At 60.1% G+C, this 21,492-nt stretch carries 18 protein-coding genes; 12 read left to right on the top strand and 6 right to left on the bottom strand.

Annotated features, from left to right (window positions below; genetic code table 11):
* Nucleotides 1–9: 9 nt before the first annotated feature.
* The 11 genes from ACZYR5_RS10830 (at nucleotide 10) to ACZYR5_RS10880 (ending at nucleotide 14,308) form a co-directional block, all read left to right on the top strand.
* Nucleotides 10–1,362 carry an LLM class flavin-dependent oxidoreductase gene (locus ACZYR5_RS10830; protein ID WP_489089855.1) on the top strand — a complete coding sequence of 451 codons (1,353 nt, stop codon included), beginning with the start codon at nucleotides 10–12 and terminating at the stop codon, nucleotides 1,360–1,362.
* Nucleotides 1,359–2,042, top strand: a complete 684-nt coding sequence (locus ACZYR5_RS10835; RefSeq protein ID WP_489089854.1) for a peroxiredoxin-like family protein — start codon at nucleotides 1,359–1,361, stop codon at nucleotides 2,040–2,042. Before ACZYR5_RS10830 ends, ACZYR5_RS10835 begins: the two co-directional genes overlap by 4 nt.
* Nucleotides 2,043–2,055: 13 nt before the next feature.
* Complete coding sequence (locus ACZYR5_RS10840) at nucleotides 2,056–3,066, top strand: ABC transporter substrate-binding protein (RefSeq protein WP_489089853.1); 1,011 nt, start codon at nucleotides 2,056–2,058, stop codon at nucleotides 3,064–3,066.
* A 36-nt stretch (nucleotides 3,067–3,102) separates the two neighbouring features.
* Nucleotides 3,103–4,290 (top strand): acyl-CoA dehydrogenase family protein, encoded by a 1,188-nt coding sequence (locus ACZYR5_RS10845; RefSeq protein WP_489089852.1) that lies wholly within the window; start codon nucleotides 3,103–3,105, stop codon nucleotides 4,288–4,290.
* Nucleotides 4,287–5,246, top strand: coding sequence for a D-isomer specific 2-hydroxyacid dehydrogenase family protein (locus ACZYR5_RS10850; protein WP_489089851.1), 960 nt, complete (start codon nucleotides 4,287–4,289; stop codon nucleotides 5,244–5,246). Before ACZYR5_RS10845 ends, ACZYR5_RS10850 begins: the two co-directional genes overlap by 4 nt.
* Nucleotides 5,247–5,727: 481 nt before the next feature.
* Nucleotides 5,728–7,860 (top strand): TonB-dependent receptor, encoded by a 2,133-nt coding sequence (locus ACZYR5_RS10855; RefSeq protein WP_489089850.1) that lies wholly within the window; start codon nucleotides 5,728–5,730, stop codon nucleotides 7,858–7,860.
* A gap of 138 nt (nucleotides 7,861–7,998) precedes the next feature.
* Nucleotides 7,999–9,573, top strand: coding sequence for a flavin monoamine oxidase family protein (locus ACZYR5_RS10860; protein ID WP_489089849.1), 1,575 nt, complete (start codon nucleotides 7,999–8,001; stop codon nucleotides 9,571–9,573).
* A 24-nt stretch (nucleotides 9,574–9,597) separates the two neighbouring features.
* Nucleotides 9,598–10,095, top strand: a complete 498-nt coding sequence (locus tag ACZYR5_RS10865) for a RidA family protein (RefSeq protein ID WP_489089848.1) — start codon at nucleotides 9,598–9,600, stop codon at nucleotides 10,093–10,095.
* Between the two features lie 36 nt (nucleotides 10,096–10,131).
* Nucleotides 10,132–12,627: a TonB-dependent receptor plug domain-containing protein gene (locus ACZYR5_RS10870; RefSeq protein WP_489089847.1), complete on the top strand. Its 2,496-nt coding sequence runs from the start codon at nucleotides 10,132–10,134 to the stop codon at nucleotides 12,625–12,627.
* Nucleotides 12,628–12,736: 109 nt separating this feature from the next.
* A complete protein-coding gene (locus tag ACZYR5_RS10875; RefSeq protein ID WP_489089846.1) occupies nucleotides 12,737–13,705 on the top strand; it encodes an aliphatic sulfonate ABC transporter substrate-binding protein in 969 nt (322 codons plus the stop codon).
* A 441-nt stretch (nucleotides 13,706–14,146) separates the two neighbouring features.
* Complete coding sequence (locus ACZYR5_RS10880) at nucleotides 14,147–14,308, top strand: hypothetical protein (RefSeq protein ID WP_489089979.1); 162 nt, start codon at nucleotides 14,147–14,149, stop codon at nucleotides 14,306–14,308.
* A 238-nt stretch (nucleotides 14,309–14,546) separates the two neighbouring features.
* Here the strand turns inward: ACZYR5_RS10880 and ACZYR5_RS10885 are convergent, their stop codons facing one another.
* The 6 genes from ACZYR5_RS10885 to ACZYR5_RS10910 all read right to left on the bottom strand — a co-directional run bounded on the left by ACZYR5_RS10885 (nucleotide 14,547) and on the right by ACZYR5_RS10910 (nucleotide 20,028).
* Nucleotides 14,547–14,786: a hypothetical protein gene (locus tag ACZYR5_RS10885; RefSeq protein ID WP_489089845.1), complete on the bottom strand. Its 240-nt coding sequence runs from the start codon at nucleotides 14,784–14,786 to the stop codon at nucleotides 14,547–14,549.
* 60 nt (nucleotides 14,787–14,846) lie between these two features.
* The gene (locus tag ACZYR5_RS10890) at nucleotides 14,847–15,008 is read right to left on the bottom strand and encodes a DUF2474 domain-containing protein (RefSeq protein ID WP_489089844.1); all 162 of its coding nucleotides are present in this window, start codon (nucleotides 15,006–15,008) and stop codon (nucleotides 14,847–14,849) included.
* Entirely contained in the window at nucleotides 14,995–15,132 is a 138-nt protein-coding gene (locus ACZYR5_RS10895; protein WP_489089843.1) for a hypothetical protein, read from the bottom strand. Before ACZYR5_RS10895 ends, ACZYR5_RS10890 begins: the two co-directional genes overlap by 14 nt.
* Complete coding sequence (cydB, locus tag ACZYR5_RS10900) at nucleotides 15,119–16,135, bottom strand: cytochrome d ubiquinol oxidase subunit II (RefSeq protein ID WP_489089842.1); 1,017 nt, start codon at nucleotides 16,133–16,135, stop codon at nucleotides 15,119–15,121. Before cydB ends, ACZYR5_RS10895 begins: the two co-directional genes overlap by 14 nt.
* Nucleotides 16,136–16,150: 15 nt before the next feature.
* The gene (locus ACZYR5_RS10905) at nucleotides 16,151–17,572 is read right to left on the bottom strand and encodes a cytochrome ubiquinol oxidase subunit I (RefSeq protein WP_048383576.1); all 1,422 of its coding nucleotides are present in this window, start codon (nucleotides 17,570–17,572) and stop codon (nucleotides 16,151–16,153) included.
* 131 nt (nucleotides 17,573–17,703) lie between these two features.
* Nucleotides 17,704–20,028 (bottom strand): FdhF/YdeP family oxidoreductase, encoded by a 2,325-nt coding sequence (locus ACZYR5_RS10910; RefSeq protein ID WP_489089841.1) that lies wholly within the window; start codon nucleotides 20,026–20,028, stop codon nucleotides 17,704–17,706.
* Nucleotides 20,029–20,469: 441 nt separating this feature from the next.
* On the opposite strand from ACZYR5_RS10910, the gene moaA reads away from it, so the two are divergent.
* On the top strand, nucleotides 20,470–21,468 hold the full coding sequence (gene moaA, locus ACZYR5_RS10915) for a GTP 3',8-cyclase MoaA (RefSeq protein WP_048383571.1): 999 nt from the start codon (nucleotides 20,470–20,472) through the stop codon (nucleotides 21,466–21,468).
* Nucleotides 21,469–21,492: the final 24 nt, after the last annotated feature.

Raw genomic sequence — 21,492 nt, forward strand, 5'->3', positions numbered from 1 at the left:
AGCAATACCATGAGCAAACAACGCCAACTGAAACTCGGTGCAATGGTCCATGGCGTCGGTCACGGATGGGGCGAATGGCGCCACCCGCAGGCCCAGCCCAACGCCAGCGTGAACTTTGGTTTCTACCAGCAGCAGGCGCATCTGGCCGAGGCCGCCAAGTTCGATTTCGTGTTCATCGCCGACAGCCTGCACATTCACGAGAAGTCCAGCCCGCACTACCTCAACCGCTTCGAACCATTGACCATTCTCTCGGCGCTGGCGGCCACCACGCACAACATCGGCCTGGTGGCGACCGTCACCGTCAGCTACACCGAGCCGTTCCAGGTCGCCCGCCAGTTCGCCTCGCTGGATCACATCAGCGGTGGCCGCGCCGGCTGGAACGTGGTGACGTCCTGGCTCAGCGGCACCGCCGATAACTTCGGCAAGACCGAACACCCGCCCCGTGCCGTGCGTTACCGCATCGCCAAAGAGCACGTGAACGTGGTCAAGGGCCTGTGGGACTCCTGGGAAGACGATGCCTTTGCCTACGACAAGCAGAGCGGCGAATTCTTTATCCCCGGCAAACTGCATGCACTGGAGCACAAGGGTGAGTTTTTCTCGGTGAAAGGCCCCCTCAACATTTCCCGTTCGCAGCAAGGTCAGCCGGTGATTTTCCAGGCCGGGACTTCTGAGGCCGGACGCAATTTTGCCGCGGAAAACTCCGATGCGATTTTTGTCAGCCCCGAGGGCTTCGATGATGCCCGCGCCTACTATCAGGACCTGAAAAAACGTGCTGCCGGTTTCGGCCGCGATCCGCAGCAGCTGTCGATCCTGCCAGGTATCCGCCCGATCGTGGGTCGCGATGCAGCCGAAGTGGAAAGCCGCTATCAGCAAGCCGTGGATCTGGTAACGATCGAAGACGCCATCGTCGCCCTCGGTCGCCCGTTCAATGACCACGATTTCAGCCAGTACCCGCTGGATGCACCGTTCCCGGAATTGGGCGACCTGGGGTCGAACAGCCAGAAAGGCGGATCGGACCGGATCAAGCAGCTTGCTCGGGACGAGGGCCTGACCTTGCGTGAAGTCGCCCTGCGGTTCTCAAGGCCGCGTCGCGATTTTGTGGGCACCCCGGAACAGGTTGCCGACGCGATCCAGAAGTGGTTCGAACAAGGGGCCGCGGATGGCTTCATCATCAACTCGTTGCTGCCCGATGGCCTGCAGTACTTCACCGAACGAGTGGTGCCGGTCCTGCAACAGCGCGGCCTGTTCCGCGACGAGTACAGCGGCAACACCCTGCGCGATAACTTCGGCCTGCAAGTGCCTGCCAATCGTCACGCGCAAACCACCCTGAAAGCACGGGAAGAAAGCGAGGCACTGGCATGAGCGAATCCCTCAATCACTTGCTGGCGGACTTGCACGCACAACGTGTGGCGACCTGGGAGCCAGCAGCCCTGCAGATCAACATTGACCAGCGTCAGCGCTTGGTGGATGAAGCCAAAACCGCCGACTTCGTCAAGGTCGGCGACGCCCTTGAGCCGTTCACATTATTGCCCGTCGAAGGCGGCAGCCTGAGCCGTGACGAGTTGCTGGCCAAGGGGCCGGCAGTGCTGATTTTCTTCCGCTTCGCCGGTTGCCCGGCCTGCAACATCGCCCTGCCCTATTACCAGCGCCAGCTCTATGCGCAGCTGCACGCGCTCGGCGTGCCGCTGGTGGCGGTCAGCCCGCAAGTGCCGGAACGCCTGATAGAGATCAAGACCCGCCACAACCTCGAACTGCAAGTGGCCAGCGACCCGGACAACCAACTGGGCCGTCGCCTGGGGATTCTCTACAGCTTCGACGAGGCCTCGCGCAAAGCCGCATTGGCCAAGGGCAACAGCATCGGTGAAACCACCGGCACCGGCACTTGGGAGCTACCGCAACCCACAGTGGTGGTTATCGCCAGGGACGGCACCGTGGCCTTCGCCGAGGTCAGTCCGGACTGGCTGGTGCGCAGCGAAGCCGCGCCGATCCTGCGCGCAGTCGAACACCTGCTCGGGCAAACACCCGTGCAAATCGCCATCTGACAAGAGCCTGACCATGACGAAAAAGATCACACAGGGACAGTTCAGTCGTCGCGGCTTTCTCACGGCCAGTTCGATCGCCGTGGGTGCCTTGGGGCTGTCCTCGCTGGGACTGCCTTCCCGTGCATTCGCCAAAGCCAACAGCCTTTCGGACCTGACCCTGGGCGTCGCCACCTATCGCGGCCAGGACTCGTACTTCACCGAAGACGCCGGCACCGCCAATACCCCTTATAAAGTTGAATACGCGGAATTCGCCGGCGGCAACCTGATTGTCGAAGCGCTGGCCTCGGGCAGTCTGGACGTGGGCGGGATGAGTGAGATCCCGCCGATCTTCTCGATCCAGAGTCACCGCCAACCGAAACTGGTCGCAGTGCTGCAAGGCGACGTCAACAATCAGGTGTTCCTGATTCCCAAGGACTCGAGCATCGAATCGGTCGGGCAATTGCGCGGCAAACGGGTCGGCTACGTGCGCTCCACCACCTCGCACTACTTCCTGATCAAGGCATTGAAAGAACAGGGCCTGACCATGAAGGACATCACCCCGATTGCACTCACGCCCCAGGACGGCTTCAGCGCTTTCCAGAGCGGGCAACTCGATGCCTGGGTGATCTACGGCGTGTTCATTCAATTGGCGAAGTTCCGCAGTGGCGCCCGCGTACTGAAAACCGCGCTGGGCTATTTGTCCGGCAACTACCTGATCGCCGCGCGCCCCGCCGCGCTGGAAGACCCGCTGCGCAAGCAGGCCATTCAAGACTACCTGCAACGCCAGGCTCGCACGCTGGAGTGGATCAACAACAACCCCGAGCCCTGGGCCGCCAAATCGGCACAGTTGTTGGGCGTCGACAAAAGCGTGTTCCTCGACATGTACAACAACCGCAGCCAAGCCTCGCGAATCATCGAAGTGAACGATCAGGCCATCGCCTCGCAGCAAGAAGTTGCGGACCTGTTTTTCGACGCGGGGGTGTTGAGCGAACGGCTCGATGTCAGCCCGTTGTGGGACCGACAGTTCAAGTTGCTGCCGCTATGAGCCGGCTCTGACCCTTTTTGATCGAGTGAAATCACCATGAGTCTTCCATCCCAACACCCGCCCATAGTGCGTTCGGTCGACGTGGCCAATTTCGAGGCGCTGCTTGAGCGCATCAGCGAACAGCTGGCCACCACGGCCCAGGTTTACGACGAAAGCGGCGCCTTTCCCCATGACAATTTCAAGCTGCTGCATCAGCACGAGCTGGTTGCGCTGACCGTGCCCAAAGCGTTGGGCGGTGGCGGCGCAAACCTGACACAGGCGCGCAAGGCCATCAGTGCAATCGCCAAGGGCGAGCCTTCGACGGCGTTGATCCTGGTGATGCAATACCTGCAGCACTCGCGCCTGCAAGACAACCGAAACTGGCCCGAAGCGTTGCGCCTGCAAGTGGCCCGGGACGCCGTCGAGCATGGCGCGCTGATCAACGCCTTGCGCGTCGAACCCGATCTCGGCACGCCCGCGCGCGGCGGTCTGCCGGCAACCGTCGCCAGACGCACTGCCGCAGGCTGGCGGATCAGCGGGCGAAAAATCTACTCCACCGGTAGCCACGGCCTGAGCTGGTTCAGCGTCTGGGCGCGCAGCAGCGATGAAGATCCACTGGTCGGTGCCTGGCTGGTGCACAAGGACACGCCGGGCATCAGCATCATCGAAGACTGGGACCATCTGGGCATGCGTGCCACGTGCAGCCATGAGGTGGTGTTCGACAACGTGCTGGTGCCGCTGGATCACGCCGTCAGCGTCAGCCGCTGGAGCGCACCGCAAGCCGAACTCGATGGCGATGGTTTTCTGTGGATGTCGGTGTTGCTGTCATCGGTCTACGACGGCGTTGCCCAGGCCGCCCGCGACTGGCTGGTGCAATGGCTGGAAACCCGCGCGCCATCCAACCTCGGTGCGGCGCTGTCGACGCTGCCGCGCTTTCAGGAAACCGTCGGTCACATCGACACCTTGCTGTTCGCCAACCGCAGCCTGCTCGATGCCGCCGCCGAGGGTCACACCCCGGCCAGCAACGCGGCGCAACTGAAATACCTGGTCACCGGCAACGCGATTCGCGCCGTCGAGTTGGCCATCGAGGCGTCCGGCAATCCGGGGCTGTCACGTCACAACCCGCTGCAAAGGCATTACCGCGACGTGCTGTGCAGTCGCGTCCATACCCCGCAAAACGACGCCATCCTGCAAGGCGTCGGCAAAGCCGTATTTGCCCAGCGCCAGATCAAGGAGCGCCCATGAGTCAGTTTGTCATCGCCAGCCAACTGGATGAAGACTTCAACGAAGTGATCCGCCAGCGCCTCAGCCAAACCCATCCCGAGTCCCGCGTCATCGGCGTGCCGCCCGGGGTGCCCAGCGACCTGCCGGCGGAAGTCAGCATCCTGCTGGCACGGCCAATCAACGTGCGTGGCTACCAGGCGCCGGACACTCCGCCACCGGGCTGGCCTTATGGGCTGCAATGGATTCAGGTGGTGTCGTCAGGCATCGACTTCTACCCGCAATGGCTGTTCAACGGGCCGCCGGTGAGCACCTCGCGGGGCAGCGCCGCGGAAAACATCGCCGAGTTCGCCCTGGCCGCGATCTTCGCCGCGGCCAAGCACCTGCCGGACATTTGGGTGCATGACTCACAATGGAGTTTCACCGCGCTGACGCCGCTCAAGGGCACCACGCTGGGGATTCTCGGCTTCGGCGCCATTGGCCGCAGCCTGGCGACCAAGGCCCGCGCCCTCGGCATCAATGTGCTGGCGCTGCGTCAGAGTCAGACACCGTTCGAGGTGGAAGGCGTCGAAGCGGCGCGGGACATCCATGAGCTGTTTGCGCGTTCCGACCATCTGGTACTGGCTGCACCGCTGACCGACGCGACCCGGCATATCGTCGACAGCGCCGTACTCGCCAGCGCCAAGCCGGGGCAGCACCTGATCAACATCGCCCGCGGTGGCCTGCTCGACCATGAAGCGTTGCTGCAAGCGCTGGACAGCGGACACATCGGCCTGGCGTCGCTGGACGTCACCGAGCCCGAACCCTTGCCGGACGGTCATCCGCTTTACACCCATCCGCGGGTGCGCTTGTCACCCCACACCTCGGCGATTTCCAGCAACAGTCGCCATGAGATCGCCGACAGTTTCCTGACCAACCTCGAACGCTTCCTCAATGGTCTGGCGCTGGAGAATCAGGCGAACCCTCAGCGCGGGTATTGACCCCGCCCCACCCACTCATCACACCCTCTGTGGGAGCTCCACAGAATCTCCGACCGACACAATACTTGTGGGAGCCAGCCTGCTGGCGATTGCGGCGGGTCAGCCAACTCAATGTTGATTGACCTACAGCTTTCGCTGGCAAGCCAGCTCCTACAGTTCAGTTATGCATGCCGGAAAAAATAACATCAGCTTTGCGCATCTTGATAACAAACTTAATGCCTACTTTTTATAATTAACTTATAACTAATCGGACTTTTACAGCCGCTATTTATATAAATATTGTTACAACCATCACCGACCCCTGACCAGGTGGAGGCCCACGGAACGCTAGATTTTTCCGGCCGACACCACCCCACGGTCAACCGCTTCACCCAAACCAGAAACCGGCCAAGTCACCGCCGCCACGGTCCTCAAACCCTGGCCCCGGCAACGCTTTGCCGAAAAAAAACCAACAACGCCAACGCCACATCCGGGGTTCACCATGCACAACACTTTCCGCTCAAACCGTCTGACGCTGGCCGTGTCGCTGGCACTGTTCGGCTTGTCGGCTCACGCCGAAGAAAACACCAGGGATGGTGCCCTCCCCGTCGTCACCGTCACCGCCGAACACCATAGCGAAGACTTGCAAAAGACCCCGCTGGCGATTTCCGCGTTCGACGAAAAGGCACTCGAAGACAAGCAGATCAAAAGCATTCGCGACCTCTCCGGGCAGGTGCCGAACCTGACCCTCAGCCGCCAGTCGATTTCCTACAGCGCGCAGACCTACGGGATTCGCGGCATCGGTGAAACCGACCCGATCCAGGAGTCGGCCGTCGCGGTCTACGCCGATGACCTGTACATCCCACGCGCCATTTCCTCGATGCTCGACTTCAATGACGTCGAGCGCGTCGAAGTGCTGCGCGGCCCACAAGGCACGCTGTATGGACGTAACAGCAGCGCCGGTGCAATCCGCGTGATCACCCGCGATCCGACCCAGGAAACCCGTGGTTTCTTCGAACTCGGTGCCGGCAACTACAACGCCCAGAACGGCCGCTTGCTGATCAGCGGCCCGCTGGTGGATAACGCGCTGTTCGGCAGCTTCTCGGCGATTCGCCTGACCCGTGACGGCACCGTCTCCAACCCGACACGCGGCACCGATGTGAACAACATCGACATCCAGTCGTACCGCGGCAAGCTGCGCTACAACCCCGACGATTCGCCCTGGGATGTGCAGCTGACCCTGGCCGGCACCTTCGACCGTGGTGATACCACCAGCTACACGCCATTCGATGCCGACGGTCACTTCGACAAATTCAAGAGCTACAGCAGCCTCAATCCGAAAAACCGTCTCGACCAGGGCAGCTCGGTGCTGCGCGCGATCTACACGATTGACGACCATCTGAGCTTCAAATCGGTGACCGCCTATTCCGCGTTCAACCAGCCGGTGGACTATGACAACTCGGGGCAGGCAGCCCTGATTCAGAACAACCTGATCACCTACAACCAGGACTACGCCACCCAGGAATTGCAGCTCAACGGCGACTACGACGATTTCAGCTTCAGCACCGGTCTGTACCTGTACCGCGAATCGTTCGACGCCGAACGCGACAACCTGACCTACTCCATCGCGCGTAACCGGGTGATCGGCCAGGGCCAGTACAGCACCACCGACACCGAGAGCTACGCGCTGTATGGCCAGGGCAGTTACAAGATCACGCCGCAGCTGTCATTGATCGCCGGCCTGCGCTTCACCCGCGAGCACAAGAACTTCGACTACACCAACTACGCCATCACCACCAACCGGCAAATCACCGGCACTAACTTCAGCGCCGATTCAAGCAAGTCGTGGCAGTCCACCAGCCCGAAACTCGGTTTCGAATACGCCTGGACCCCACACTTGAATCAGTACGCCTACGTGGCCAAGGGATTCAAGGCCGGTGGCTACGATAACCGCGCGCCGACCCAGGCCGCCGCCGAACAGGCGTTTTCACCGGAAGACGTGACCACCTGGGAAACCGGCTTCAAGGGTGACTTCTTCGACCGGCGCCTGCGCGCCAACCTCGCGCTGTTCTACAACGACTACGACGACCTGCAGACCAACGCCTACGACCCGGCGCTGGGTGTCAGCCTGCGGACCAACGTCGGCAAGGCGCACACCTATGGCGTCGAGCTGGAAACCCTGACCGCATTGACCCGCGACCTGCAACTGACCGCCAATCTCGGATACCTGGAGAGCCAGTACGACGACTTCCAGAACGCCGGTGGCGCGGGTGTCGACGCCAACGGCAAGCAACTGGTGTATTCGCCGCGCTGGAACGCCAGCGTCGGCCTCAACTACACCATCCCGGCTGGACTGCCTGGCACCTGGCTGGTCGGCACCGATGCCCAATTCCAGACCAAGTCCTACGCCAACGCGTTGAACGACGACATCCAGGAAATCCCCCAGCAGACCTTCTGGAACGCCAACACCCGCTATCTCTCCGGCGACGGCCACTGGACGACCACGCTGTCGGTGAAAAACCTGCTGGATCGCGCGTACCCGCAAGCGGTCGGCTTCGTGCCGTCCAGCGGCGCCCGCTACTACTCGATCAACGACCCGCGAACCCTGTTGTTGTCCGTGCGTTACGACCTTTAACCCTGACTACTGGCAGGAGCTGGCTTGCCAGCAAAGTCGCGGGGCAGTTCGACAATTTTGTTGAATGACCCACCGCTTTCGCTGGCAAGCCAGCTCCTACAGAGCCCTCCCAAAGCAAGTACTCCAAGGAGCATCATTATGGCTTTCACCCGCAGAGAGCTGATTTCCCGCATCGCCGCCGTCGGTGGCTATTCCGCCGCTGTCAGCGCCCTCGGTGCGTTGGGGCTGACGCCTCAGGCCGTGGCGTCGACGTTCAATCCGCTGCAGTTGGGCAGCAGTGGCAAAGGCAAGCATGTGGTGGTGGTCGGTGCCGGTATTTCCGGGCTGGTCAGCGCCTATGAACTGCGCAAGGCTGGTTTCAGCGTGACCATTCTCGAAGCCCGGGAACGGGTGGGTGGACGCAACTGGACCTTGCGTCGTGGCACGAAAGTCGATTTCGACGACGGCGTCAGCCAGACCGTCGATTTCGATGACGGGCAGTTTTTCAATGCCGGCCCCGCACGCATTCCCAGCCATCACCAGACCATACTCGGCTACTGCCGCGAACTGGGCGTCGAGCTGCAAGTGCTGGTCAACAGCAGCCGCAACGCATTGGCCCTGCCGGACCCGAAACAACCGGCGTTCCAGTTGCGCCAGGCGGTCAACGATACCCGTGGCCAACTGTCCGAACTGCTGGCGCGGACCGTCAGCCGCAAGGCGCTGGACCAGGATTTGACCGTCGACGACCGTCAGGCGCTGTTGAATTTCCTCAAGGTCTATGGCGATCTCAACGCCGATTTCAAATACAAGGGCTCGGTGCGTTCGGGCTACACACGAGTGCCCGGTGCCGGCGATCAGACCGGCATCACGCGCGCGCCGCTGGAACTGCAAACCCTGCTCAACCCGAAACTCTGGGGCGCGCTGGTGTTCGATGAAATTCCGGAGTTTTCCTCGACCATGTTCCAACCGGTCGGCGGCATGGACCGAATTCCCTATGCGTTCCATGACAAGGTCAAGGACGCCGTGCGCTTCAATGCCGAGGTCAGTGATATCCAGACCTCTGACCAGGGCAGCCGCATTACCTACCGTGATCGCAAGAGCGGTGCGACGCAAACCCTGAACGCCGATTACGCCATCGTCACGGTGCCGCTGCCGTTGCTGGCCAGGCTGCCGAGCAACTTCAGCCAGCCGTTCAAGCAAGCGATCCTCAGCGCGCAAAGCGATCAGGCGAACAAGGTGGCGTGGCAGTCACCGCGGTTCTGGGAAACCGACTTCAACATCTACGGCGGCCTGTCCTATCTCGACCATGAAGCCAAAGGCCTGTGGTACCCCAGCGATCGCCTCAACAGCGCCCAGGGCATTCTGGTCGCCGCCTACAACACCAGCGAATCGGCCCAGGCCTTCAGCAAGAAATCCCTCGCCGAACAGTTCGCCGCCTCCCGGCAAGCGGTGGAACTGCTGCACCCCGGACACAGCACCAAGCTGCAAAAACCGGTGGCCATCAACTGGGCCAAGGTGCCGTTCAGCAAAGGCCCATGGATCGTCAACGACGAAGTCGGCGAAAGCGCCTACCAGTTGCTCAATGAACCACAGGGTCGCACCTATCTGGCCAGCGATGCCCTGGCCCATGGCGGCGTCGGCATCTGGCAGAACAGCGCCGCCGACTCGGCGCGGCGCATCGTCTCGCTGATCGGCCGGCACGCCGAACGCAACCAACCGGGCGTTGCCGCCTGACTCACTCGATAAAAGGACTGAACGATGAAAACCATCACTGTGCTGACAGGACTGCTCATGACCGCCACCGCCCTCGCAAGCCATGCCGACGAGATCAAACGCATCGCCCTGCCGAACTCGAACTTTCCGATTTCGCTGGCGGTATCCGTACCCGCACAAACCGACCTTCTGTTCGTCAGCGGTCTGCTGGCCGACCTGCACGACCCGCAAGCGCCGAAGGATTCCTTTGCCGCCTATGGCGACACCGCGACCCAGACCACGTCGATCCTCAACAAGCTCAAGGGCGTATTGGAAGCCCAGGGCCTGGGGCTCGGCGATGTGGTGCAACTGCGGGTGTTCCTGGTAGGCGACCCGGCCAAGGGCGGCAAGCTGGACTTTGCCGGACTGCAAGAAGGCTATACGCCGTTCTTCGGCAGCGCCGCGCAACCGAACAAACCGGCACGTACCGCCATTCAAGTGGTGGCCCTGCCGCTGCCCGGCGGCCTGGTCGAAATCGAAGCCGTCGCCGCTCGCAAGAAGTGACACGGAACTCACCCGCCATTCAGGAGCTTCACCTTCATGTTCAACTGCCCTGCGCGCCGAACGGCGCCTTCCTATCGTCCCTTGTTAGTCCCGTTGTCCATTGCCTGCGGCCTCGCCTCGTTCAGCCTCGAGGCGGCAGAAACCAGTTCGCCGACCCTCAATACGGTAGTCGTCACCGGCAACCGTGGCGCTGAACAACGTACCGTCACCACCAGCCCGACACCGATCGACGTGGTGACCGGCGAACAACTGCGCTCGGTCGGTAAACCGAGCCTGCTGGAGGCGCTGAGTAAATTCATTCCGTCGTTCAACCTGCCCGACCGGGCGGGTTGGGATGCCAGCGGCGTGGTGCGTTCGGCCACCCTGCGTGGCCTGACTGCGTCCCACGTGCTGGTACTGGTCAACGGCAAACGCCGGCATACCAGTGCGACGCTGAACATCAACGGCATCAACAGCGGCGCGGCGCCCAGCGATCTCGACCTGATTCCGGTGGCCTCCATCGATCATATCGAAGTGCTGCGCGATGGCGCGGCGGCCCAATATGGATCGGATGCGATTTCCGGGGTGATCAACATCATCCTCAAGCAGACCACTGGCGGCAGTTCCGACACCACCCTGGGGCAGAACTACGACGGCAAGCGCGGCACCGGTACGGAAGCGCTCAACTATGGTTTTGAAGTTGGCGAGGCCGGCGTGCTCAACGTCTCGCTCGATACCCGCTACCAGGAACGTGACAACAAGGCCGGCAGCAACGGTTACAGCTCACATTACTATCCATTGGCAGACGGTTCGCCCGATCCACGTGAAGCCACCGCCAGCCATCACACCTACAAAGGCTACGGCTTGCCCCGCAGCCAATTGGCGGATGTCGCCTACAACCTCGACCTGCCGCTCAACGATGCCGTCACGCTGTATTCCTTCTCGACCCTGGCCACCCGCGAAAACAACGACGGCCAGAATTTCCGCCTGCCCAGCGGCCGCAACACCATCACCACTGGTCCCAACGGTTATCCCGACGGCTACAGCCCTTACTGGCTGATCAACGAGACCGACTTCCAGTCAGCCTTCGGCGCCAGGGGTGACGATATCGGCATCGGCGGTTGGGCCTGGGACCTGAGCAGCACCTATGGACGCAACTACGCCAAGCAACGCACCTATGACAACCAGAACCCGTCACTGGGGGAAAGCACCCCGAACAAATTTACCTCCGGCGTCTACATCGCCGATCAATGGACCAGCAACTTCGACCTGAAGAACAGCTACGAGATCGGCCTGGCCAAGCCACTGGATGTCGCCTTCGGTTTCGAGCATCGACGCGATGGCTACGAGACCCGGGCGGGCTCCGAAGCCTCTTACATTGACGGCGGTTACGTGTTCCCGGCTGGCCATCCGCGCGCCGGACAACGCCCGGACCCTGGCGCGCAGGTCACTAACGGCATCACCCCTGACGATGAACAAGAAGTCAGTCGCAACAACGTCGCCAGCTACATCGACCTGGGCTTCTACCCCGTCGAGCAGTGGTACCTCGGCGTCGCCGCGCGTTACGAACACTACAACGAAGGCGTGGGCAGCACGCGCAGCGGCAAGCTCAGTACCCGCTACGAATTCAACCCGATGTTTTCGGTGCGCGGCACCATCAGCAATGGCTTTCGCGCGCCATCGCTGGCCAACGAGGTATTCACCGCGCGCTCGACCGGGTTCGACACCATCAACGGCGTCTACCAGTCGTACAACTACGTGATTCTGCCGGTGGATTCGGCAGGCGCCCAGGCGCTCGGGGCCGAGTCCCTGAAGCCCGAGCGATCCACCAACTTCAGCCTCGGCTTTGCCCTGACCCCGAGCGAAGACCTGAGCCTGACCGTGGACGGCTACGTGATCAACCTGCGCGATCGCCTGGTACTCAGCGAACGCTTCCAGGGGCCGGGCGTCGCCGCCCTGCTCGACAGCATCGGCGTGCCGGCCACCGCCGGGGCGCAATTCTTCACCAATGGCGCCAGCACTCGCACGTCCGGGGTCGATGTGGTGGGTAATTACCGGCAGAACCTGAACAGCTTCGGCTCGGTGAGATGGACCGCGGCGCTGAACTACAACCACACGCAAATCCTCAGCGTCAACGACACCCCGGCGCAACTCACGGCCCTGAACAGCAGCTATCAACTGCTCGGTCGCCAGGCCCGTGCGCTGATCACCAAGACCTCCCCCAGTAGCAAGGCGATTTTCTCTGCCGACTGGGCGATCCACGACTTCGACGTCAACCTGCGCCTGACCCGTTATGGCACTTACACCGAGGTCAACAGCTCCGCCGATTCGAGCCTGGACCGCGAGTACTCCGCCAAGTGGATCACTGACCTCGATGTGGCGTACGCACTGACCAAACAACTGACCGTCGCTGTTGGCGCACAGAACCTGTTCGATAAATACCCCGATCACATCGGCGTGCCCAACTCTTCGTTCGGCGATAACTGGGGCAGCTATTCACCGTTCGGCTTCACCGGTGGGTATTACTACACCCGCTTGCAGTACGCGTTTTGACCGAAAAAAACGCCACTAAGCTAAGTCCTAAAAAGTATTTATAAAGTATTTTTTATAACCATATTATTGAAATCAGTTGGCTCCTTCATTTCCTGATATCGAGCGTTCCATGTCGAAACCCATCACTGAAGCAAAACTCCGTCGTCCCGTACTGGCCGGTCTGGTCGTTGCGCTGGCCTTGACGTTCGCCTTGCCGTCCCAGGCTCGGGAAACGCTGCGGATCGGCTACCAGAAGTCATCGACCCTCATCACCTTGTTGAAGACTCAAGGCACCCTGGATAAAACCCTCGCACAGCAGAACATCGACGTGAGCTGGCATGAGTTTCCAAGCGGCCTGCCTCTGCTGGAGGCGCTGAATGTCGGCAATGTCGACATCAGCGCCGACGTGGCCGACACCGTGCCGATCTTCGCCCAGGCTGCCGAGGCCAAGCTGACCTACTTTGCCCAGGAAGCGCCCTCACCCTCGGCCCAGGCAATCGTCGTGCACAAGGATTCGTCCCTGCAGCAGTTGGCGGATTTGAAAGGCAAGAAAGTGGCCGTGACCAAAGCCGCCGGCAGCCACTATTTGCTGATCGCCGCCCTGACAAAAGCCGGCCTGGCGTTTTCCGACATCCAGCCGGCCTACCTGTCTCCGGCCGATGGCCGTGCCGCCTTCGAGAACAACAAGGTCGACGCCTGGGTCACCTGGGAACCCTTCCTCACCAGCGCCCAACAGCAACTGCCGACCCGCACGCTGGCCGACGGCGCAGGCCTGGCCAGCTACAAACGCTACTACCTGACCAGCACCCGCTATGCCGAGAAACACCCGCAAGTACTCAAGGTGGTCTACGAGCAACTGGAAAAAACCGGAAACTGGGTAAAAACCAATCCCCGCGAAGCCGCTGAGGTATTGGGTCCGCTATGGGGTAACCTCGGTCTGGAAACGGTCGAGGCTGCCAATAGCCATCGCAGTTACCAGGTCCAGCCGGTCAAACGCGATGAGTTGGGTGAACAACAAAAAATAGCCGATGCTTTTTTTGCAGCCGGCTTGCTGCCCAAGGCGGTGGATGCGAAGGATGTCGGAATCTGGCGGCCGTGAGGCGTGAATGAAAACGATGTTTTGCATGTAAAAGAGCCCGGCCAAAATGCCGGGCTCTTTTGTAACTGCGACGTTTTTCAGCATTGCTTCGAGTTGAAATCGGCTGGGATAAGCGCTGCCGCGCTGACGATTCTGAAAAGGAGGCAAGTATGATGCAAAAACGCCAAGGCGACTCGAAAAGTCACTGCGGCAGAAACAACAAAGCCGCTCGAAAGCGGCTAAGTTATTGAATTATATGGTCGGGACGGAGTGATTCGAACACTCGACCCCTAGCACCCCATCTCCTTTTTCATACTTCTTGAAAGACTCCAAAATTTTACTCTGGATTGTTCCAAGCGAGTATTTACTTGAGCTCCAGCGATGTTCTGCTCTACGACAGTCCAATAACGTCCATTAAGAGCCGATGGTTTTGTAGGGGGAAAAGTAGGTGGAACCGATTTTATGAGCAAAATCACCGTCAAAGAACTCGAGTCGCTAACCGCCAACGATGATGGCGTCGCGCGCAAAGACGGCAATGCCGAGTTGCAACGACGCTTCAACAAGGACCTTTTGCCAGCACTCGGTAAGACCTCAGTGAGCAGCGTCTCCGTGTTAGGGCACTGAACTGTTCGAAAAAGTATGGCAAACATCCATAGCCAAACTGAAGCGACCGCAAGTCATAGAGCGGCTGACAACCAATGAGTTCGAAGCGGGGGTACAACTTGATTATTAACAGGCACGCCTATGAGCCTACTTCTCGCTGATAGGTGGCGCACTCACATCACCCGACACTGCCTTTAAGCAAGCCTGGCGCAGTTCAACTGCGCCAGCCCCATCACCATAATCCTGGCAATCACCTCCCTCATCTAAGCGGAGATTTCACCCAGCGCTCGGCCGCTTCTTGCGCCCCTTCAACCGCTTGCTCATAACTCTCCCAATGATCGCCCTCGACATAGGCCGGCCGGGCACCCGCTCCTGGCATGGTTAATCTGGCCCCAACAGGGATATCAAGCGGTGGGCTCCAACTGAACCCGATCATCACAGTGACACCACTTTTCGTCACGTACTTGACGGGATGATGTTTATCAATACGTTCTGACATATGCCGCTCCTCGTTCCGGCGCTACGTTCAACGCCGGACGTTGATTAGGTGAAGGCCCCGTCAATGACTGCTCATACCGGCCATGTGCATCAGTCCACGAATGCAGCTGGCCACGATGCCGAGTGTAGCTACGCTGGCAAGCCAGATAGCGATCAGCCAGAACACTCGCTTGTACCAAGGGCCTGTCTGATTTTGAGTCTGTGACACTTCAGAGCGTTCCATGGGCAAACTCCATTGTCAGGGCCGTCGCGGCGGCCAGCATGATCAGGGCTGCGCAAAACAGCAGGCTTAGCTGCGTCACCTGTTTGTAAATCGGCATTGTTTTTTCAACGTTAATGGTAGCCATCACCAACCCTCACTTTGCCGCGGAAAACGTAGTAGCTCCAGCAGGTGTACATCAGGATGATCGGCAGGATGAATAAGGTGCCTATCAGGATGAACAACTGGCTGGAAGCGGGTGAGGCGGCTTCCCACAGGCTGATGGACGGCGGGACGATGTTCGGCCAGATGCTGAATGCCAGGCCGATGTAGCCGAGGAATACCAGCACCAGGGTGAAGACGAAGGGCCAGTGGGAGTGGTGCTGGCGCAAGGTCTTCAGTAAGCCGATCAGCGCCAGTACGCCGAGCAGCATCAGGATGCCGAAGACCACGATATGGGCATGGGCGAACCAGCGCAGGGCGATTTCCGGGTGCAGCCAGGGTGTCCAGACGCAGAGCACGGCCACTACTGCCATCAGGGCGAACGCCAGGTAATGGGTGAACAGACGCATCCGCGATTCGAGCATGCCTTCGGTCTTGACCAGCAACCAGGTGCTGCCCAGCAATGCATAGGCGACGATCAAGCCCACGCCGCAGAACAACGGGAATGGCGCCAGCCAGTCGAGGGTGCCGCCGGCGAACTGGCGGTCGACCACTGGAATACCCGAGATGTATGTGCCGATCACCACGCCCTGGCTAAACGTTGCCAGGAATGATCCCCCGATAAAGGCCATGTCCCAGATGTGGCGCTTTTGCGGACTGGCCTTGAACCGGAACTCAAAGGCGACACCGCGAAAGATCAACCCCGCCAGCATGAAAATCAGCGGCAGGTACAACGCCTCCAGAATCACCGAGTAAGCCAGCGGAAAGGCGCCGTACAGCGCCGCTCCGCCGAGGATCAGCCAGGTTTCGTTGCCGTCCCAGACCGGTGCGACGGTGTTCATCATCACGTCGCGTTCCTGCTCCTGCGGGATCAGCGGAAACAGGATGCCCAACCCCAGGTCGAAGCCATCCATGATCACGTACATCATCACTCCGAAGGCGATGATCACGCCCCAGATCAACGACAGATCTATACCTTGAATACCCATGCTCATTCCCCTTGATCAGTTGGTGTGGTCGCCGGACGCCAGCGTCTCGGTGACGGCGGACAGGGGACGGCGTGGCGTACGCTCCTGGCCAGGGCCGCCCTGGGGCGGATGGTCGTGATGAGGCTGCGGGCCTTTGCGGACCAGTTTCATCATGTAGCCGATGCCTACGGCAAACACCGAGAAGTAGATCACCACAAACAACGCCAGGGAGATGCTGAGCTGCGCGACGGTGTGATTGGATACCGCATCTGCGGTACGCATCAGCCCGTAGACCACCCAGGGCTGGCGGCCAACCTCGGTGGTGATCCAGCCCGCCAGCATCGCGATCAGGCCGGTAGGGCCCATGAACAACACCAGTCGCAGGAACAGTCGATTGCGATACAGCGCGCCATTACGACGCAACGCCAAGCCCAGCAACCCGGTGAGGATCATCAACATGCCCAGCCCGGCCATGATCCGAAAGCTGAAGAAAATGATCGTCGCGTTGGGGCGGTCTTCCTTCGGAAAACTTTTCAGCGCGGGGATCTGCTTATCCAGGCTGTGGGTCAGGATCAGGCTGCCCAGGTACGGAACTTCGATCGCAAAGTGTGTCTTCTCGGCCTCCATGTCCGGGATGCCGAACAGCACCAGCGGCGAAGGTTCGTTACCGACGTTTTCCCAGTGCCCTTCCATGGCGGCAATTTTTGCCGGTTGATGCTCCAGGGTATTGAGGCCATGGGCGTCACCGACCACTGCCTGAATCGGCGCTACGATCAGCGCCATCCACATCGCCATCGACAGCATTTTGCGAACCGCCGGCGTGTCGTTTTTGCGCAGCAGATGCCAGGCCGCAGAGGAGCCGACAAAGAACGCCGTGGCGACGAACGCCGCAATGGCCATGTGCGCCAGGCGGAACGGGAACGACGGGTTGAAGACGATGGCCAGCCAGTCCAGCGGCATCACCCGGCCGTCAACGATGGAGAAGCCCTGCGGGGTCTGCATCCAGCTGTTGGAGGCCAGGATCCAGAACGTCGAGATCAACGTGCCGATGGCAACCATCACCGTGGAGAAGAAGTGCAAGCCGCGTCCGACCCGGTTCCAGCCGAACAGCATGACTCCGAGAAAGCCTGCTTCCAGGAAGAAGGCAGTCAGTACTTCATAGGTGAGCAAGGGCCCGGTAATGCTCCCGGCAAAGTCCGAGAAACGGCTCCAGTTGGTGCCGAACTCGTAAGCCATGACCAGGCCCGAGACCACGCCCATGCCGAAGTTGACGGCGAATATTTTCGACCAGAAGTGGTACAGGTCCTTGTAGACCGGGTTGTTGGTTTTCAGCCACATGCCTTCAAGCACGGCCAGGAAACTGGCCAGGCCGATGGTGATGGCCGGGAAGATGATGTGAAACGAGACCGTGAACGCGAATTGAATGCGTGCCAGGTCGAGCGCCTCAAGATTTAACATGACGATACCCTCATAGTGACTCGGTGCGCGTGCACACCAAGCCCGGCCGCCTTGAGCCTTCTGGCCCGCGACGAACAGATGTGCAGTGATCAGGAAACACCGGGGCGACGCTCAGGCCGCCCCGATCCGGCTCAAGCGCCGAGGGACTGAATCAGGTTGCTGGCCGGAGCCGGTTCAAGGCGAATAGCGATGAACTTCGACGTGGGTGTGTAGGTACGGTCGCCGTAGCTTTCCAGTGGCACCAGCGGGTTGGTTTCCGGGTAATAGGCAGCGGCCTGGCCCGGTGGAATGTCGTAAGCGATCAAGGTAAAACCGCTGACCCGACGCTCACGCCCATCGCCCCACAACGACACCATGTCAACCTTTTGCCCCGGCTCGTAACCCAGCTTGCGGATGTCCTGTTCGTTGACGAACACCACATCGCGCATGCCGTAGACCCCGCGATAACGGTCATCAAGGCCGTACAACGTGGTGTTGTACTGGTCGTGGGAGCGCATGGTCTGCAGGATCAGGTCCGGTTGGCCGTCGAGATTGCGCACGCCTTCGCTGACCAGGTGAGCGGGCAGGACACTCGAGACAAACTGGGCTTTACCGCTGGCGGTTTCCCAGATGCGCTGCGCGGCAGCGTTGCCCAAATGAAAGCCGCCCGGGTGCAGCAGTTTGTTGTTGAAGTCCTCGAAGCCCGGAATGGTGTCGGCAATCAAGTCACGGATTCGGCTGTAGTCGGCGACGGTCCACAGCCAGTCAATCGGGTGTTTACCCAGGGTGGCGTTGGCAATCCCGGCAATGATCGCCGGCTCCGAGCGCATCAGCGGTGATTTGGGTTTCAGTTGGCCGTGGGAAATGTGCACCATGCTGAAGGTGTCTTCCACGGTCACGCCTTGTGGCCCTTCCTCCTGGATGTCGATATCGGTACGGCCCAGGCATGGCAGGATCAGTGCTTCACGGCCCATCACCAAATGGCTGCGATTGAGCTTGGTGGCGATGTGCACGGTCAGGTCGCACTTGCGCAATGCATCATGGGTGCGCGGGGTGTCTGGCGTGGCTTGGGCGAAGTTGCCGCCGAGGCCGATGAAGACCTTTGAGCGCCCTTCTTCCATGGCGGCAATGGCCATCACGGTATTGTGGCCATGATGACGCGGCACCTTGAAATCAAAGCGTGCTTCCAGCGCATGGATCAACTCCGGCGGCGCCAGTTCGTTGATGCCCATGGTGCGGTCGCCCTGCACGTTACTGTGCCCGCGCACCGGCGACAGCCCTGCCCCGGGCCGCCCGATATTGCCGCGCAACAACTGCACGTTGATGATTTCCTGCACGGTCACCACCGAGTGTGCGTGCTGGGTCACACCCATCGCCCAGCACATAATCACCCGCTTGGCACGGCGGTACATCCGCGCAGCAAGTTCGATGTCCTCAAGGCTCAGGCCGGACTGCTCGACGATGTGCTCCCACGACGTGGCATCCACCTCCGCCAGGTAGCTGTCGAGGCCCGCGGTGTGTTCGGCAATGAATGCACGGTCGAATACCGCCTCGCCGTTGTTTTCCAGGGCATCACGCTCCCATTCCAGCAGGAACTTGGCGATGCCGCGAAAAGCCGCCATGTCGCCCCCCAGGGCCGGACGAAAGTACGCCGACGAGGTGGGTTCAGATCCGTTGGTGAGCATTTCCAGTGGATGCTGCGGGTGCTGGAAACGTTCCAGCCCGCGCTCTTTCAGCGGGTTGAAACAAATCACCTGGGCGCCGCGTTTCACCGCCTCGCGCAGCGGCTCAAGCATGCGCGGGTGGTTGGTTCCGGGATTCTGCCCGATGACGAAAATCGCATCGGACTCTTCCAGGTCATCAAAGGTCACCGTCCCCTTGCCGACACCGACGCTGTCGCTCATGCCCAGACCGCTCGCTTCATGGCACATGTTCGAGCAATCGGGAAAGTTGTTGGTGCCGTAGGCACGAACAAACAACTGATACAGATAGGCCGCTTCGTTACTGGCCCGGCCCGAGGTATAGAACTCGGCCTGATCCGGCGATTCCAGTTCTTTGAGGTGCTTGGCGATCAGGGCAAAGGCATCGTCCCAACTGGTTTCGACATAACGATCCAGCGAAGCGTCGTAACGCATCGGATGCGTCAAACGCCCCTGGTATTCAAGCCAGTAGTCACTTTGCGCCGCCAGCGACGACACGGTGTACTTATTGAAAAACGCCGGGTTGACCAGGCGCCCGGTGGCTTCCCAGTTGACCGCTTTGGCACCGTTCTCGCAAAACTTGACCAGGCCGCTTTCGTGCGACTCGCCCCATGCACAACCCGGGCAGTCGAAACCGCCATTCTGGTTGGTCTTGAGCATCGCGCGGATGTTCTTGAACGCGTTTTCACTGCCCAGCCAGTTTTTCGTCACCGCAATCAGCGCGCCCCAACCTGCGGCCGCCCCCTTGTACGGTTTATAACGTTCAATTTCGCTCATGGCACTTCCCTAAGACTTCACGCGTAGGCGGCGGCCTAACTTAAAGCCCTTATTGATGGTTGTTTTTCAGGCACCGACAAACGCAAACACATTTAAAACCACTAAACATGATTCGCGCCGCCCCGTTAAAACGGGTTCGTATCGGGTTACGTTTTCAGCCTATTGCGGGCATAAGTACGCTGTCCAATCACAAATAATGACCAACTCATCGAGATCCTCTATCACGAAAAATACAGATCAAATTCAATGATATAGGCGCGAAAATTTTAACCGGGCCAACAGGATAAAACCTCATAGATTTCATCGATCACCCGGTTGTTAATAGTGATTAGACGGCACCTGAAAACAACTCTAGTCTTGACTCAACTACATCCCCTTATATAAATCCCCCCCTAAAAACCAGCGCCATGGCCACGATATTTAGTTGAGCCGGAGGTTGTAATGACCGATCAAATCCTGATGGATAGTTTTTCTCGCCGGGTCGACTACCTCAGACTGTCCGTGACCGACCGCTGCGACTTTCGCTGTGTGTATTGCATGGCAGAAGACATGGAGTTCCTGCCGCGACAGCAGATCCTGACGCTGGAAGAAATTTACCAACTGGCTGAAAGCTTTGTGACGCTGGGCACTCGGAAAATCCGCCTGACTGGCGGTGAGCCGCTGGTTCGTCCTGGCGTGGTTGAGCTGTGCAAGCGCATCGCGATGCTGCCAGGGCTACGTGAGTTGTGCATGACCACCAATGGTTCACAGCTGGGCAAGCTGGCCGCACCGTTATTCGATGCCGGGCTCAAGCGCCTGAACATCAGCCTCGACAGCCTTGATCCCGTTCGCTTTCGCGAACTGACGCGCACCGGTGACCTGGCCAAGGTCATTGCCGGTATCGATGCCGCGAATGCCGCGGGCTTCCAGCGCACCAAGCTCAACTGCGTGGTGATGAAAGACCGCAACGATCACGAGATCAACGACCTTGTGGCGTTCGCCATCGACCGGGGACTGGATATTTCCTTCATCGAAGAAATGCCATTGGGTGTCATCAGCGAACACAGTCGCGCCGGGGCGTTCTACTCCAGCGCGCAAGTGCGCGAGCGTATCGCCGAACGCTACACGTTGATCGACTCTGCGGAGTCGACCCAGGGGCCTTCGCGTTACTGGCGCCTGGCCGAGGCGCCACATATTCGCCTGGGCTTTATTTCACCTCACAGCCACAACTTCTGCGGCACCTGCAACCGGGTGCGCCTGACCGTTGAAGGCCGGTTGTTACTGTGCCTGGGCAACGAGCATTCCGTCGACCTCAAGGCCGTTCTGCGCCGTTATCCGGGTGATGCGAAACGGCTGGAAAGCGCCATCATCGAGTCGATGAAGCTCAAGCCGTATCGGCACAACTTCGAGCTCAACGATGACGTGCAGGTGGTCCGTTTCATGAACATGACGGGCGGCTGACCGCCCCGGCTTTATCCCTTTGCA

The sequence above is a fragment of the Pseudomonas sp. F007 genome, assembly GCF_057814275.1.